The sequence below is a fragment of the Paenibacillus sp. UNC217MF genome, assembly GCF_000686865.1.
GTDB lineage: Bacteria > Bacillota > Bacilli > Paenibacillales > Paenibacillaceae > Paenibacillus_B > Paenibacillus_B suaedae.
In genome coordinates, this window is sequence record NZ_JMLT01000010.1 from 144,460 (window position 1) to 160,364 (window position 15,905).

General features: G+C 49.4%; 12 protein-coding genes and 1 other annotated feature. Of the genes, 11 read left to right on the plus strand and 1 reads right to left on the minus strand.

Annotated features, from left to right (window positions below; genetic code table 11):
• Positions 1-2: 2 nt before the first annotated feature.
• The 8 genes from BP95_RS0107935 to BP95_RS32290 are packed head-to-tail and all read left to right on the plus strand — an operon-like array spanning position 3 to position 6,008.
• Positions 3-305: a DUF2577 domain-containing protein gene (locus tag BP95_RS0107935; protein ID WP_175460694.1), complete on the plus strand. Its 303-nt coding sequence runs from the start codon at positions 3-5 to the stop codon at positions 303-305.
• Complete coding sequence (locus BP95_RS0107940) at positions 302-724, plus strand: DUF2634 domain-containing protein (RefSeq protein ID WP_028531848.1); 423 nt, start codon at positions 302-304, stop codon at positions 722-724. Before BP95_RS0107935 ends, BP95_RS0107940 begins: the two co-directional genes overlap by 4 nt.
• On the plus strand, positions 717-1,817 hold the full coding sequence (locus BP95_RS0107945) for a baseplate J/gp47 family protein (protein WP_051614024.1): 1,101 nt from the start codon (positions 717-719) through the stop codon (positions 1,815-1,817). Before BP95_RS0107940 ends, BP95_RS0107945 begins: the two co-directional genes overlap by 8 nt.
• On the plus strand, positions 1,810-2,397 hold the full coding sequence (locus BP95_RS0107950) for a putative phage tail protein (RefSeq protein WP_028531850.1): 588 nt from the start codon (positions 1,810-1,812) through the stop codon (positions 2,395-2,397). The genes BP95_RS0107945 and BP95_RS0107950 overlap by 8 nt, the downstream gene beginning before the upstream one ends.
• Complete coding sequence (locus BP95_RS0107955; protein WP_028531851.1) at positions 2,394-2,678, plus strand: hypothetical protein; 285 nt, start codon at positions 2,394-2,396, stop codon at positions 2,676-2,678. Before BP95_RS0107950 ends, BP95_RS0107955 begins: the two co-directional genes overlap by 4 nt.
• Positions 2,678-5,227, plus strand: coding sequence for a hypothetical protein (locus BP95_RS0107960; RefSeq protein WP_028531852.1), 2,550 nt, complete (start codon positions 2,678-2,680; stop codon positions 5,225-5,227). Before BP95_RS0107955 ends, BP95_RS0107960 begins: the two co-directional genes overlap by 1 nt.
• Positions 5,228-5,239: 12 nt before the next feature.
• The gene (locus tag BP95_RS0107965; RefSeq protein WP_028531853.1) at positions 5,240-5,854 is read left to right on the plus strand and encodes a hypothetical protein; all 615 of its coding nucleotides are present in this window, start codon (positions 5,240-5,242) and stop codon (positions 5,852-5,854) included.
• A 1-nt stretch (position 5,855) separates the two neighbouring features.
• On the plus strand, positions 5,856-6,008 hold the full coding sequence (locus tag BP95_RS32290) for an XkdX family protein (protein WP_081819831.1): 153 nt from the start codon (positions 5,856-5,858) through the stop codon (positions 6,006-6,008).
• 223 nt (positions 6,009-6,231) lie between these two features.
• Here the strand turns inward: BP95_RS32290 and BP95_RS0107975 are convergent, their stop codons facing one another.
• Positions 6,232-7,560 (minus strand): NCS2 family permease, encoded by a 1,329-nt coding sequence (locus tag BP95_RS0107975; protein ID WP_028531854.1) that lies wholly within the window; start codon positions 7,558-7,560, stop codon positions 6,232-6,234.
• A gap of 245 nt (positions 7,561-7,805) precedes the next feature.
• Positions 7,806-8,085, plus strand: a binding site (T-box leader).
• 51 nt (positions 8,086-8,136) lie between these two features.
• On the opposite strand from BP95_RS0107975, the gene pheS reads away from it, so the two are divergent.
• From pheS to BP95_RS0107990, 3 genes are all read left to right on the plus strand, one after another.
• Entirely contained in the window at positions 8,137-9,171 is a 1,035-nt protein-coding gene (gene pheS, locus BP95_RS0107980) for a phenylalanine--tRNA ligase subunit alpha (protein ID WP_021254561.1), read from the plus strand.
• A gap of 288 nt (positions 9,172-9,459) precedes the next feature.
• Positions 9,460-11,904 (plus strand): phenylalanine--tRNA ligase subunit beta, encoded by a 2,445-nt coding sequence (pheT, locus tag BP95_RS0107985; RefSeq protein ID WP_021254562.1) that lies wholly within the window; start codon positions 9,460-9,462, stop codon positions 11,902-11,904.
• A gap of 417 nt (positions 11,905-12,321) precedes the next feature.
• Complete coding sequence (locus BP95_RS0107990; protein WP_021254563.1) at positions 12,322-15,879, plus strand: cell division protein ZapA; 3,558 nt, start codon at positions 12,322-12,324, stop codon at positions 15,877-15,879.
• The last annotated feature ends 26 nt before the right edge of the window (positions 15,880-15,905 follow it).

Here is a 15,905-nt window from a genome sequence, read left to right on the forward strand (position 1 = left end):
CAATGAGGATGATGCTGGACATTATTAAAAAAGCGGGTGTCGGAGCGGTAGAGGCATCTAGTCCGGTTGCACTGTTGTATGGTGTGGTGCTCAGTGTGTCACCCTTGGAGGTGCAGGTAGAACAGCGCTTCACCTTGCCGGAGTCCGCTCTCGTCATTACGGAACAGCTTACAGAGCACAAGGTGCGTGTCGGTGGGGAAGAGATTACGATTCGTGAGGGATTGTACGTAGGAGACAAACTGCTGTTAGTCCGTATGCAGGGAGGACAAAGCTATGTTGCCCTTGATAGGGTGGTGGGGGCATGATCCCGAAGTCAAGGTTCGAGTTGGAGAATGAAGATACACCTGCGATGGTGGAGTATACGGAACAGCCTACACGCACTTATCGGCTGGATGTGGAGGCAGGGCGCATTTTAGGAATGACAGATGGCTTGGAAGCGATGCGTCAAGCCGTGCTTAAGATATTGTTGACCGAACGATTTGAATATTTGATATATAGCCCAGATTATGGCTCTGAGCTTCGCGCGCAGATTGGTTACAGCTTGGGCTTCGTGAAGTCAGAATTGGAGCGCACGATATCCGAAGCACTGCTTCAGGATGATCGCATTTTGCGCGTAGGCGAGTTTGCCTTTGAACAAACGGGAGACGCTTTACAAGTTCATTTTAAGGTAGAGACGGTTCTAGGGCAGTTAGAAATGACGAAGGAGGTGAAGTTGGATGGCTGAATGGGAACAAGGTGCTTGGAACGTACCTCGATTGGAGGACATTATGGAGCGGATGCTGGAACGCGTTCCGAATGACGTGGACAAGCGGGAAGGCAGTATCATTTACGATGCGCTTGCCCCGATTGCTCTGGAATTGGTACAGGCTTATACGGACTTGCATTTTCAAAATGAGCTGTCGTATGCAGATACATCAAGCGGCGAATATTTGGAGCGGCGCACGGCTGAATATGGCGTAAAGCGCAAGCTGGCTACAACAGCTAAACGCAAGGGATTTTTTTATGATGCGGCAGGCAAGCCATTCGATGTGCCATTGCGGTCTCGCTTTTCAACGATAGAGCTTCATTATGTAGTCGTCGAACGTTTATCGGCAGGTGTGTTCGTACTCGAATGTGAAGAGAAGGGCGCCAAAGGTAATGAATACTACGGCTCCTTGATGCCGGTGGATTACGTGGATGGTCTTGCCAGAGCCGAATTAGCGGAGGTGATAGCGCCAGGCGCGGATTCGGAGTCGGATGAATCACTGCGCCGTCGTTTCTTCGAGGCCGTGAATGAACAGCCATTCGGGGGCAATGCAGCCGACTACAAGAAGAAGGTGACCTCTCTTTCAGGCGTTGGCGGCGTGAAAATATTCCCGGTATGGAAAGGCGGGGGCACGGTAAAGTGCACCATCATTTCGAGCAGCTTCGAATCTCCGTCTGCTGAGCTGGTGAAGGATGTGCAGACGGTCATTGACCCAGAGGTAAATCAAGGGAAGGGGATGGGCTTCGCGCCGATCGGCCATACCGTCACCATTAAGGGGGCAGTGTCCGTAAGCATTCATGTATCGACCACACTTACACTTGAAGCGGGAATATCCGTGTCACAGGTGAAGGCGGATGTTGAAAAAGTGATCGCCGATTACCTGCGGACGCTGCGTATGAGCTGGAAAGAGGAGGATCGAACCGTCGTGCGTGTAAGTCAGCTGGAAGCCCGTATCCTGAATGTAAAGGGTATCGCGGATATTACGGATACGAAGCTGAACGGCAAGGGAGCCAATGTGGAGTTGGATACGGAAGAGCTGCCGGTCATGGGGACGGTGACCTTGAATGGCTGAACCGTTACTCAAGCGTTTGCCTGACTTTTACCATGATGTGAAGGAAATGGTTCTGCTTATGGAGACGCAGGATGGGGAAAAAGAGAAGCTGCTGGCCGCCATGCAAAGGCTGTTTGACGATCAGTTCGTCATGACAGCAAGCGAGGATGCGATTGCTAGGCGGGAGCGGATGCTGAATATTCTCCCGGATCGGGATGCGGAATCGATCGATTTCCGGCGCAGACGGATTATTAACCGCTACACGACGAAGCCGCCGTTTACGATCCGGTATTTGCAGGAGAAGCTGGATTTTTTGCTCGGCAAGGACAAGGCTCGGGCTGTTATGGATGCGGATGCCTTCCTGCTGCGCATCGTTGCCAACATTACGAATGCCGCCGTATTCAAGGAGGTCGGGCACACGGTATACACGGTGAAGCCTGCCAACTTGGTTTATCAACAGGAGACGGCACTGCTATCCAATGTAGGAGTAAATGAGAACATATACCGCTCGGATTTGAAGCGGACGACAAGGCTTTCGACGACGTGGAAGCTGGGGCGTTCGCCATTTGCCGAGCGCGGGCTGGAGGTGCAGATCAAATGATCGAAGCAACGCTGCTGAAAGAACTGGCGAATCATGTCAACACACGAATTGCCAAGGTCGTGCTGAATAAAACGTATGAGATTACAGAGTTTACGGTGAAGCAAGTATCGAAGAGCGTTGTCAATCTGGAATATATGATTCCGCTGGGATCTGTGGACAGCGTATCGCTGATTGAGCTTCGGGCTGCTGACGGCACGGTACTGACGTCGAATGACGTCTACATCCCGCTCACGTCCGATACGATCATCAAGCAGCCGATTACAGTGAAGGAGGTGGCCTAATGCCATACGAGGCGAAGACAAACTGGAAGTACGACGACACCGTCACGGAAAAAGACCTGAACCGCATCGAGCAAGGCCTGAAGGACGCCCATGTGGCGGAGTATAAGGATATAACGTTAAAGCCGGGCGTGCAGATCGTGGATGTCCCTGAGGATACCCCCTTCCGCATGGGGGAGATTCGCGGGCGGACGTTGATAAATTTACTTGGGCATGCAGGCAGATGTGACGACATGGCTCCTTGGGGTATGTGGCAGGCATCACTCGACACGGACAGCAGCTTCAAAGGACTGCGTGTCGACGTACAGTCCGGTTACGACGACGGCGCGGCATTTATCGGGATTAAGAACGTACAGAATGGACGATCCTTCATTATTGTTGGAAATGCCGAGCATAACGTAAACGCACAAGGCGCAAGATTTGGAGCTACGTTTTACACGGGTGATAAGGTAGTTGATAACACAGTCGTGTCAAAAAAAACGTCTGAAACATCTGTCCGCCAGCCGATTCATCTAGTATTTACGATTCCTTCAGGAGTAAATAGTTTTACCGTAAACATGGGGGTAGTTGCGAATGAAGCCAAAGCACGAGGTTATTTTGATTCTGTTCGAGTTTACGAAATTCCTTCGTCAGAAGTGGTGAGGCTGACCAGCATGAAATCCGAAGATGTCGCAGAACTGTATCCATATACGGAGTCGATCACAAACGTCACGAATCCGTATGCTATCGCGACGAGCGGAAACTTATTACCGCCGTTTACGGAGTGGGGAGAATCTGCGCAACTTGCTTTGTCTGTTTCTAGTCCGTATGAGATTAGATTGAGTAAGACTTCTTCTAATGAATTTGCAACAAAAACTATCTCATTATCGCTACCTCCAAACACTGCGTTCACATTCAGTACAGAGGTTGAAGCGGACTTCTTAGCATCAGGCACATATGGAGCTTATTTAAATGTTTTCTCAGTAGATAGTACTGAAACAGTGACGAGCATTGAATTAAAGACAACAGCGTATAGGAATACTTCAGGGGCATTCTCTATTTTTAGCGATTTTACTGTCCCAAGTAATAGTAATAAAATCCGTATTCTTGTAGGTGTAGACGCACAATCTACAGGCAATTTTATATTTAAAAACCCAATGCTCATTCCTGGAGATAAGCCACAGCCATTTATGCCTGAATCATGTTCCATGTGGGCAGCCGAATGCCAGCTAGCCTCGAATCCAGCGGACGGTAGCAACGCGGACGTATTGTTCGCTGGTGAAGATGGATTGCCTTACGTATTGGAGAAGTGGAATAAGGTAGTGTTGGATGGATCGTTAAAGTGGGAACATGACAATGCAGCTACGTATAAGGGATTCAAAAGAATAAGAGTTCCTGTAGCAAGTGGAGTACCGTATAGTCAGTACGTAGTTAAATTTGATGGGAAAATCTTACCCAATATCAACGAAGGTGTGAACTGGGAAACTGCTGATCTATCTCAGCTGTATAAGAATGAGCATCTTTATCTGTCTATATCTAACGAAGACAGCGGATGGAGCGACAGCTACACGCCGACAGCCGACGAAATCAAGGCGTACTTCTTGGGCTGGAAGATGTACGATGGAGTTAATGGAAAAAATCCATATACGTCCGGGACTCGCGCATGGTGTTACCGAGAATCCGCTGATAGCTATACGGGTGGAACCAATACGCTGCCTACGACAACGGCGCCGAACTGGACGCCATATCGACTCCAATACATCAAGTCGAAGCCAACCATCGAACACGTACGCAATTACGAAACTGGCCTGACGCTCTCAAAAGCCTGGAACATGGTCGAAGTCGGCAGCGGTATTGTGATTCGGGAGTCAACGAAGCCTACGCATTATCTGGCAAATGGAAATTACTATATCAACAATACAGCAGTAAATGGAAGCCTACTAAAGAATAAGGTGTCTCATATACTAAGGGTTTACCGCAATGGATCGGCTGCTAATACCGCAAAGATTGAAAATGATGCTAATGCATATGGCAAGCAGCACATTAGATTTTTACCGTCAGACTTCGACACAACCGCAGTTTACCATGTCACATACACGATTCTAGACCCAACGCTTTCGGCTCCCATCGTCGGCAGCATAGCGACGAATCTGCGGGGCACGGTAACGGATATGGTATCGTGGGTAAGCGATGCAGAGCGAAGGTTGAGTGTTGTGGAGACGAAGAAGGCAGAGAATGACACAAAACTACATTTTATTAAACCAACACTCTTAAATGACTGGAAGCTGTTCGGGGAATCAGGCAGACCAGAGGCAGGTTATTGTAAGGATCGAGATGGATTTGTATATCTTAAAGGGGTTATCACGGGAGGCACAGTTGGGGTAACTGGTAAACCTGCTTTCTTCTTGCCAGTAGGATACCGACCAAAGAGACTGCTTTCAAAAATTGCAATAACCACTTTGTCGTCCAATGCAGCAGTAGATATTGCAGCAGATGGAGGAGTGTATATTATCACAGGAGACAATTATTTTATCGCGTTAGATACAATTTCTCCATTCCTAGCAGAACAATAAGGAGGCCTTTCATTGAAAGAAGCAATCATAACCGACCTTGACGGTCGATACATCGAACCAACGCTCATTGCGGACTCCGTGACGGGCGTTTTTGAAAGGATGGAACCTATCCGACAAGATGCTGTGGATGCAGTTGGTTTGGCAGTAGCGTCGTCGGTGCAGGATGACCACGATCAATCAAAAGAACCAAAAACGAAACTAGTCGGATACACGGTAGCCATTCCCTTACCTGACGGACTCTACGAACCGACCTTTAACGTACAGGGCTATCGCAAAGCGAAAGCAGACTACGATCTCGCTTACGTCGAATATCTCGGGGCTCTTGCGAAGCATGATCCGTCAAGCGGAAAGCCTGCACCGCAGCGTCCAGCGCCAGTAGACGCATCTTCCTATTGGAGCAACGGCCTGACGGAGGAAGAAATCGAAGCCTTGCAACCGAAGCCGGTTCCTACTGAGTTGGATCAGTTGCGCATCGAAAATGCAAAGCTATTGCTTCATGTAGCCGAATTGGAAGCGAAGAGTGATAAGCACACAGAAGCTACGAATGAGCTGCAATCTCATAACGCAGCGCTTACGCAGGATCATGCAACACTACTATTACAATTAGCCGAAAAAGGAGTGATCTAAGATGGATTGGTATACAACGGTGAAACGTTATTATGATATGGGGACATATAAGAAAGATTCCAATGATCCGTTATACGTGGGCAAGTTTTGTGAGTTCGGCAAAATTACGCCTGAACAGTTCAAAGAAATTACGGGTGAGACTTATTCCACGTAATATCCACTGCGTAACCTATTCCTCACACTCAAATGAAAAGGGCCAACAATTTTGTCGGCCCTTTCACATTCTTCTTGAAGTCCTATTCTCATCGTAAAGGATAACTAGATAACTATTTGCATAGTTATTAATCTCCATCGGATAACCTCAGAGGTTTAAGGATGACAAATGATCCTTTGAATTCAGGTTACCTAATTCATTTCCCTTAGTTACCTTATTAACTCTACAACGTCTGCAGCACAAAGTGCAGAACGAACAGCAGTGAAATCCCATAGAACAACGGCTTCACTTCGCGTCCCTTGCCAACGGCAAGGTGGAACAACGCATAGCTGATGAATCCGACTGCAATCCCGTCGACGATGCTGTGCATGAGCGGGATGAACGCGATAATGAAGAACGCGGGAAGTCCCTTGTGCATTGCATCGAATTCGATCTTCTTCACGCTTGGCATCATCAAGCCGCCGATAAAGATCAATATCGGAGCTACGGCCTGATCAGGAACCAACGTCAGTACCGGTAATGCAACCAATGTACATGCAAACAGGATTCCTGTCACGATAGATGTGAGTCCTGTTCGACCACCAGCAGAAATGCCAGCAGCTGTCTCAACCGTTGCGACATTCGGGCTTGTGCCGAACAATCCACATGTAATTACGGAAATCGCATTGGCCTGCAAGGATCGACTGAATCGTTCCGGATTCCCGCTCATTTGCAGGTGTGCATTTACAAGCCCCACATTTTCGAACACAATAACGAGCGTCAGCGAGAACGTTGCTACAGCAAGCGTAACGGCTGACACGCCTTGAAACGTGAACTGACCGAATACATCACCATATGCAGTCCATGAAAAAGCTCCGCCTGGTGCCGCGCCGGTATTAGGTTCTGCGCCAACTAGATAAGCCAAAGCTGTTCCTGCAATAATGGCGATAAGCAAGTTGCCGGGAACATTGCGCATGAACAGAATGCATGTAAGCGCCAATGTCGCGAGCGTAACAAGTACTCCCGGATCAGCAAATGACTGCAGTGCAATCATCGTGGATTGATCGGGGACGATTACGCCGCCCTTCTGCAGACCGATCAGGACGAGCATAAGCCCGATACCTACAGAAATGGCTTCCTGCAATGATTCTGGAATTGCTGCCCGCAGCTGCCCCGCGAGTGACGTGAAGCTTATTACCGTAAAGCAAACGCCGGCCAATATAACGACTCCCAGCGCTTGCTGCCATGTCATGCCCATGCCGTGAACGAGCGTGTAGGTAAACATCGCATTGATGCCCATACCGGGCACAAGAATTATGGGGGATTTGCCCCATATCCCCATTAACAAGCAGCCAACAGACGAAGCAAGCACAGTTGCGATAATGCCAGCTTCTTGCGGTATGCCTGCATCTGCGAGTATCGAAGAATTGACAATTACAATATAGACGATAGCGAAGAAGGACACGACGCCGGCCAGCAGTTCCTGCCGCCACTGAATTCGTGCAGTTGCAGAAGCGTCATGTAAGGACGGTGCTTCTGTCTTCGATTGTATATGTTTCTTTTGGCGGACCAATTGAATACCTGCTTTCCATCGTAGCCCCTCACCCAACCCTTTGCATAAATAGAGGAAATTCAACCCCTAATAAAATCATGCCCGGAATTGAATCCGAGCATGAGTAGCTGTTATTATATCACATGAACTCTTTAAATAATCAAGTGATGTCGCCAATCCTGTATTTTGTACCCTGATCCACCTTGCATGAACCTGCGAAATTACATATAATAAATAACTAATTGATTGTTCATAACAAAGGTCAAACACATGCTTAGATGGAGACAAGTACACAGTACCACTTGCCAGGGAGGCGGCGCCGTAGATTGAGAGCGCTGCTGAAGAAGGGGCTGTCGAAATTCACTCCGGAGCAGGTACCTTGAACAAGCACTTCACACACAGTGAGGCTGCTGCAGTAGAGGTTCCCGGATTTGCGGCACGTTATCGCTGCAACAAGTGAGATACGGCTTGGTTCGCAGCCTCCTAGCAGGAGAGCGTTCCAATCGGATCTAATTAGGGTGGTACCACGGTCTTCTCGTCCCTTGTGACGAGAGGGCCTTTTTTTTATTTCGAGTGGAAATGAAGGGGGCTTACACAATGAAGGAGCGTTTACAGGCACTGCGCGCCGAAGCGCTGGAGAAGCTGCAGCAAGTAAAGGATGCAGGTCATCTAAATGATCTGCGTGTTAAATTCCTCGGTAAAAAAGGTGAGCTGACAGAGGTGCTGCGCGGCATGGGCGGCTTGTCGGCAGAGGAGCGTCCGCTCATTGGTCAAGTGGCGAATGAAGTACGCGGAGCCATTGAGACATTCATCGAGGAGAAGCAGGCGGCATTTCTCCGTGAAGAGACGGAGCGTCGTCTTCAGGAAGAGACAATTGACGTAACACTTCCAGGCCGTCCAATGACGGTAGGTGCGGTTCACCCGCTGAACAAGGTGATTGAACAAATCGAAGATATTTTCATTGGCATGGGATATACGGTAGCGGAAGGTCCAGAAGTAGAGCAGGACTACTATAACTTCGAAGCACTGAACCTGCCTAAGGATCACCCTGCGCGCGATATGCAGGATTCGTTTTACATTACAGAAGATATTCTGATGCGTACGCAAACATCGCCAGTTCAAGTACGTACCATGGAAGCGATGAAAGGGAAAGGTCCTGTTAAGGTAATCTGCCCAGGTCGCGTATATCGCCGCGATGATGATGACGCAACACATTCCTTCATGTTCCATCAGATTGAAGGACTTGTTATCGACAAGAACATCCGCATGAGTGACTTGAAGGGAACCCTTCTTCAATTCGCACAAGAAATGTTCGGTTCCAAAACACAAATTCGCTTGCGCCCAAGCTTCTTCCCATTCACAGAGCCAAGCGTTGAGGTTGACCTGACTTGCATGAAGTGCGGCGGCAGCGGCTGCCGTATCTGCAAGCAAACAGGCTGGATTGAGATTCTTGGTGCGGGTATGGTTCATCCGCGCGTACTTGAAATGGGCGGCTATGATCCGAAGGAGTACTCTGGATTCGCATTCGGTATGGGTGTAGAGCGTATTGCCATGTTGAAATATGGCGTAGACGATATTCGCCATTTCTATACGAACGATATGAAATTCGTGCAGCAGTTCGCACGGATGTAATGAAAATAAAAGTTCAAAAAGTTCGGTTTTCAGCACCAAGAAGGTTGCGGGAACTTGAAGCGTATGCTTCCGATGCGAGTTTTGCTTCGCAAAACTTGTAAGGAGTAGCGGAGTGTAGGCGAGACTACATGAGCAACTAAAATGTTTCCAAAGGAAACATACTTCGAAAGCATTTGCTGTTCAAGGCTGAATGCAAGTTTCGATGTCGAGTTACCTTCTAATGCTGCTTCGTGATCAAAAGCGGACTTTTTGAACCACCTTTAAAAGAAGAAAGGAAGAGAGCGAGAAATGAACGTATCCTACCAATGGCTATCGCAATATATCGACTTGACCGGCGTATCCGCTGAAGAAATCGCGGAACGCATGACGCGTGCCGGTATCGAGATCGACTCGGTGGAGAACCGCAATCAAGGACTTGACCACATCGTAGTGGGCTATGTCGTATCGAAGGAGAAGCATCCGGATGCGGATAAGCTGAATGTCTGCCAAGTAGACGTAGGCGCAGAAGAGAAGCTTCAAATCGTGTGCGGCGCGAAAAACGTGGATGCAGGACAAAAGGTTCCTGTTGCAACAATCGGAGCGGTTATGCCAGGTGGCATGAAGATCAAGCGTGCGAAGCTGCGCGGCGTAGAATCGCAAGGCATGATCTGCTCAGCGAAGGAACTTGGCATGAATGACAAGCTGCTTCCGAAGGAAATGCAGGAAGGCATTCTTGTACTGCCAGCAGAGACAGAACTCGGAACTCCGATTGCAGACGTGCTCGGCCTGAACGATCATGTACTGGAGCTGGATCTTACACCGAACCGCTCTGACTGTCTGAGCATGTTAGGCGTTGCGCATGAAGTGAGTGCATTGCTGGAGCGTCCTGCACACTTGCCTGAGCAGGAAGTGAAGGAAAGTGCGGAAGCTGCTTCAGGCAAAGTGAAGATTAGCATTAGCGCGGCAGAAGGCTGCACGCACTATGCAGCACGTTATATCGCGGGTGTAACGATTAAGCCATCTCCATTGTGGCTGCAAAATCGCTTGCTTGCAGCAGGCGTTCGCCCAATTAACAACATCGTGGACGTAACGAACTTCGTCATGTTGGAATACGGCCAGCCGCTGCACGCGTTTGACGCGGATAAGCTGAATGGCGGCGGAACGATCGACGTTCGCTTTGCGAATGAAGGCGAAGAACTGGTTACGCTTGACGGCCAAGAACGCAAGCTGGAGCCGCATATGCTGCTCATTACAGACGGCGTGAAGCCAGTTGCACTTGCAGGGGTTATGGGCGGAGAAAATTCGGAAGTATCTTCGGATACGGTGAACATTCTTCTTGAATCCGCGCACTTTGCAGGCAGCGTCGTACGCAAGACATCCCGTCAATTGGGACTGCGTTCGGAAGCATCACTTCGCTTCGAGAAGGAAGTGAACCCAGAATCGGTTATCCCAGCATTGAACCGTGCGGCTGAATTGATTCGCACGCTTGCGGACGGTGAAGTATATGCAGGTATCGTGGAACAAAAAACTGCATCTGTGGAACGCAAAGTTATCGAACTGACTTTAAATAGAACGAACCGTCTGCTCGGTACGTCGTTGACAGCTGAAGAAGTTTGCAAGATTATGAGCCGTCTTGGTTTCGAGCTTGTTGAGAAATCCGAAGGAATCTTCGACATCACCGTGCCTACTCGTCGTGGCGACATTACGCGCGATGTAGACTTGATCGAGGAAGTTGCACGTATTTTCGGATATGACAACATCCCGGTAACTGCTATTGAAGGAGCAACAACACCAGGCCATTTGACGAAGGGGCAGCGCATTCGCCGTACGATTCGCCGCGTCCTGACAGACAACGGTGTGAATGAGGTTGTGACATATTCCTTTACGAATCCGGCCGACACTTCGGTATTCCCTTCCTTCATGGAAGGTGCAGTACCTGTACGTCTGGCTATGCCCATGAGTGAAGAGCGCAGCGTGCTCCGTACGAACCTGGTTCCTGGTCTTATTGATGTAGCGGTGTACAATCGCAACCGCAAGCATGAAGATGTAAGCATCTTCGAACTGGGTACACTCCATCTGACGAAGGAAGAGCAGCTTTCAGCACAACCTGAAGAGGTTCTTGTTGCTTCCCTATTGATGACTGGCAAGCGCAGTGCTGCACAATGGAATGTGAAGGCAGAACCGGTTGATTTCTATGATTTGAAAGGGGTGCTCGACAGCCTCGTAGCGCACTTCGGCTTGGATGGACGTGTACGCTATGCAGCAGATCGTCCGCAAGGCTTGCACCCGGGACGTTCCGCTTCGCTTTATTTGACAGGCGAGAACGGAGAGCAGTACATCGGCTTCATCGGTCAATTGCACCCTGAGGTACAGCATGCGAAGGATGTAGCTGACACGTATGTTGCTGAGTTCTTGGTGCAGCCGTTGATCGATGCAGCAGACTTCGATATTGAGTATCGCAGCCTTCCGCGCTACCCAGCTGTAGACCGCGATATTGCGGTTGTATTGGATCGCGGTACAGAAGTAGGGCAAGTGGTTGCTCTTGCTAAAGAAACGGCAGGCGAACTTCTTGAATCGGTAAATGTATTCGACGTATACACAGGAGATCATGTTGCGGCAGATAAGAAGAGCGTCGCGATCTCGCTCGTATACCGTCATCCAGAGCATACATTCACGGATGAAGAAATTACAGAGCTGCATGGCAAGGTTGTGACGGCAATCGAAACGAGCTTCAACGCAGAGCTGCGGAAGTAAGGTTGCTCCAGAGCAGACACTCTTATTACGGAGACTGCTTCTATAATAGAAGTTCATTGTAAGTTGGGACGGATATTTCCGCTCCCAACTTTTTTTATGGGTTGGAACGAAGTGAACATCCTTTTATATGGAAATAAATGTGATAGATAGAATTCTTGCAAGACCTATATTTGCAATTGCTTTACTACTACCTCTATAATAGGGAAACCCTGTAATAGAAGGGTATATCAGATCTTTTTCCCCTAAATATTCTATGAAATGAAACTTGACTTTCCTCTATGCGTAGGAGGAGAAGGGCACTAATATATCGAATTACTAATAGAGTTTGCGTATGACATGCAAACATGGATTAATTTGTTGCTACATGTAGGCTGCAAGCCCTAGCATGCGGCACGTTAAGGTAAGGAGGACCAAAGAATGACTAGTCCGGATAACAAGCATCGTGTAGCGGTTGAAATATACGGAACACAATATAAATTGGTAGGATCAACAAGCAAGGATTATATGCGCAACGTAGCTGCAATGGTCGATGAGCATATGCGGAGTATTGCAACTGCGAACTCGCGGCTGGATACAACGCGAATTGCGGTGTTGTCGGCTGTACATATTGCTGAGCAAGTGCAGAAGGTGAAGGATGAGCAGTTGCAATTAAGCTCATCATTGAAGGAAATAGAAGCGACGAATCACAACTTGTCGAGGCAGCTTACTCAGGTACAGACGGAGTCGGAGCAGTCACTAGAGAAGCTGCGCAATGAGTCTGCACAGAAGCTGGAGCAGCTTCAGAAGGAACTCAGCAACGAGAAGTCGAAGGCCGAGAAGCAAGCGGCTGATCTTCGTGCTGAGACGGCTAAGTTGAAGGAAGCGAATCAGCAATTGGCCGATAAGCATAAGGCATCGGAAGAGCGTGTGCATAAGCTGACTGAGCAGGTGAAGGAGACAGAGCGACGGATTCAATCGTTGACAGCTCGTGAGAATGAACAGAAGAAGAAGCTGCAGCAAGTAGAAGAACGACTGAAGGCAGTTTTGGAAGAAAAGCAGAAGGCAGAGCAGCTTCATGCCCGCACCCTTAAGCAGAAGCTGGAGGAAACAGAGCGTCTGTGGAGCACGAAGCTGAATGAGCAGAATCAAACCTGGGAGGCGCAGCTTCAAGAATCCGAGCAGAGCTGGCAGAAGCGTCTAACGGAATCCGAGCAAAGCTTGCAGGAGCAGTTGACGGAATCCGAGCAAGGGTGGCAGACGAAGTATTCGGAGAACGAACAATTGTGGCAGAGCAAGCTAAGTGATACAGAGCAAGGCTGGCAGAAGCAGTTCGATGAAGCAGAGCAGAGCTGGTCCAGCAAGCTCGCGAACAAGGAACAGAGCTGGGAAGAAGAGCGGGCTCTCCAGGAGCTGGAATGGACAGAGAAGCTGGACGCCAAGGAACAGCAGTGGCGAGAGCAACTCGACGCTGAGAAACAGAAGGCTGAGCAGTTATCTGCAGAATGGGAAGAACAACTTGCTGAACAGACGGCTGCATGGGAAGGGCAATTGACAGCTCAGGCTATAGAATGGGAAGCGCGCTTGTCGAAGAGAGAAGCAGAGCTCGTTCAAGATCGAGAGAAGCAGTTGACGCTGCTCAAGCAGCAGCATGAGGCGAATACCAAGCAGTTGCAGCAGAAGCATGAGCAGGCTGCCGAGCAGATGAAGTCTGCCCAGGACAATCAGCGCAAGCAGGCTGAAGAACGTCATGCTGCCAAAGTCAAAGAGCTGTCCGACCAGCATGCGAAGGAGATCGAGCAAGTTAAGGCGGAACACCGTTCGAATTTGGCGAAGTCGCAAGCGGAGCAGAAGCAGGCGCTGAATGAAGCACAGGCACTGCATCAGAAGGCATTGAATGATGTGAAAGCGAAGTGTGAGAGCGACATAGCTCAACTGCTAGCTGATCAGAAACAAGCGATGGACAATATGCAGGTGCTTCATCAAGAGGCCTTAAATGAAGCGAAGACGAAGTATGAAGAAGAACTCGCTCAACTGGTTGCGAATCAAGAGTTTGCGCTAGGTGAAGCGCAAGCGCAGAACCAGAAGGCATTGGACGAAGCTAAGACCAAATATGAGAGCGACATTGCCCAATTGCGTACAGAGCTGGCAGATGCCAAGTCTCGACATGATCAAGAGCTGGATCAACTGATCATCGAGCATCTGGAGCAGTTGGAGCAAGCAGAAGCAGATAAGCAATCTTCGATGGCTGCACTTGAGGATAAATGGAAGCAGGAGTTAGCCCAAGCTGAATCTGAACGGAGCAAGGCTGTTCAACAGGTTGAGGGTGTCTACCAAGAGCAACTCCAGCAATCTGAGCAAGAGCGTGAACTTGCACTGAAGCAAGCGACGGAGCTGTATGAGGAGCAACTGCTAGAACTGCTTACTCAGCATGAGCAACAGCAGCAAGAATTGATTGCTCGGTATGAGCGGCAGCTGGATGAGCTGCGTGCACAATCCGAGCAGCAGCAGCTAGAGCAGGGATCTCTGCATGAGGAGAAGTTGCAGGCAGAACGCGCTCTGTATGAAGAACAGTTGCAAGCGGAGCGTGCTCAGCGTGAAGAGCAGTTGAAAACAGAACGTGCTAAGCATGAAGAGCGGCTGGAAGCTGAACGTGCTCAGTATGAAGAGCAATTGGAAGTAGAACGTGCACAGTATGAGGAGCTGTTAGAAGCAGAACGTGCTGAGCATGGGCAGCAGTTGGAGGCAGAACGTGCTCAACATGTAGAGCAGCTGCAAGATGAGCTTGCCCAGTATGAAGAGCAATTGCGAGAAGAACGTGTTCAGCGCGAGAAGCAACTGCAAGAAGAACGCGCTCAGTATGAGAAGCGGCATGAAGAGCAGCAAGTCCAGCATGAACGGAAATTGCAGGAATTGCGCACCCAATATGAGGGGGATGTGGATGCTTGGACTGCACTGCAGGAGGAAGCATCGGCTGTACATGCCAAGGAACTGACGGATCTTGAGCAGTCTCTGCGTGCAGAAGCTGAGCAGAACGTGCAGAAGAAGGATGCGCGCATCCATCAGCTCGAAGGACATCTGGGACGCGCAGAGGAGCTTGATCGAGCGCGTCAGGTGGAGATGGAGCGGCTCATACGCGTGCGAGATCATGTGCAGGCTGAGGCTGCTGAGCTGCAGCAGCAGCTTGAAGCGATCGAACAGAGCAAGGAAGAAGAGCTCGAAGCGCTTCGTGCTCAATTCGAGCGGCAGCTGAATGAGCGACTTGACCAAGAACGAGCGGCCTGGATGCGTGAAGCCGAACAAGCACGAAACGCACTGCAAGAACAATGGGAAGCAGAACGCCATGCTTGGAAAGAACAGGGTGAACAAGAGCAGGATGCCTTGTACGATCAGCTCGCGGAATATGAAGATAAATGCCGTCAGCTTGAATCTGAGAAGGAAGAGCTGCAAGCAGCTTTCACAAGCATCCAACACGCGCAGCATGAAGCTGCTGCCACTATTGCAGAAGCGAGACAGCAGGCGGAGGAAGTTCAGTCCCGTTATTACCAGTTGGAGGAAGAACAGCAGCTATACATCACGGAGCTTGAACAATATGAAGAAGCCAAGTCTCTCTTGAAGCAGCGTGAGCAAGAATGGGCACAGCAAGAGCAGCAGTGGACAGAGACAGCGGCTACGTGGAGTGAAGAGCGTGAGCAGCTGCAGCAACAGCTCGAGAGATTGAAGGCTGAAGTTGAGGAAGCGAAGAAGCATACAGAAGAGCAGGTTCGGTCTCATGCTGAGATGGAGGTTATTCAGGAGCAATTCGAGGTTCTCTCCCATCAATTCCGCTTATCCCAACTGGAGCGGGAGAAAGAACGCAGACAAGCGGATGAGACACAAGGGGCTTATTCGAAGCTTACTGATGAATATACCAAGCTTAATGATGAGCTCACGAAGCTCAAGGATGAGTACGCGAAGCTCCAAAGCGAATTCAACGAATGGTTGGAAATGATCGAGTAGATATACATGAGGAGCGAACAAAGGAA

Excerpts from the sequence above, each read along its gene's own strand:
- BP95_RS0107940 (WP_028531848.1), top strand. The coding sequence starts at position 302 with ATGATCCCGAAGTCAAGGTTCGAGTTGGAGAATGAAGATACACCTGCG.
- pheS (WP_021254561.1), top strand. The coding sequence starts at position 8,137 with ATGAAGGAGCGTTTACAGGCACTGCGCGCCGAAGCGCTGGAGAAGCTG.
- BP95_RS0107935 (WP_175460694.1), top strand. The coding sequence starts at position 3 with ATGAGGATGATGCTGGACATTATTAAAAAAGCGGGTGTCGGAGCGGTA.
- BP95_RS32290 (WP_081819831.1), top strand. The coding sequence starts at position 5,856 with ATGGATTGGTATACAACGGTGAAACGTTATTATGATATGGGGACATAT.
- BP95_RS0107950 (WP_028531850.1), top strand. The coding sequence starts at position 1,810 with ATGGCTGAACCGTTACTCAAGCGTTTGCCTGACTTTTACCATGATGTG.
- BP95_RS0107990 (WP_021254563.1), top strand. The coding sequence starts at position 12,322 with ATGACTAGTCCGGATAACAAGCATCGTGTAGCGGTTGAAATATACGGA.
- BP95_RS0107955 (WP_028531851.1), top strand. The coding sequence starts at position 2,394 with ATGATCGAAGCAACGCTGCTGAAAGAACTGGCGAATCATGTCAACACA.
- BP95_RS0107960 (WP_028531852.1), top strand. The coding sequence starts at position 2,678 with ATGCCATACGAGGCGAAGACAAACTGGAAGTACGACGACACCGTCACG.
- BP95_RS0107945 (WP_051614024.1), top strand. The coding sequence starts at position 717 with ATGGCTGAATGGGAACAAGGTGCTTGGAACGTACCTCGATTGGAGGAC.
- pheT (WP_021254562.1), top strand. The coding sequence starts at position 9,460 with ATGAACGTATCCTACCAATGGCTATCGCAATATATCGACTTGACCGGC.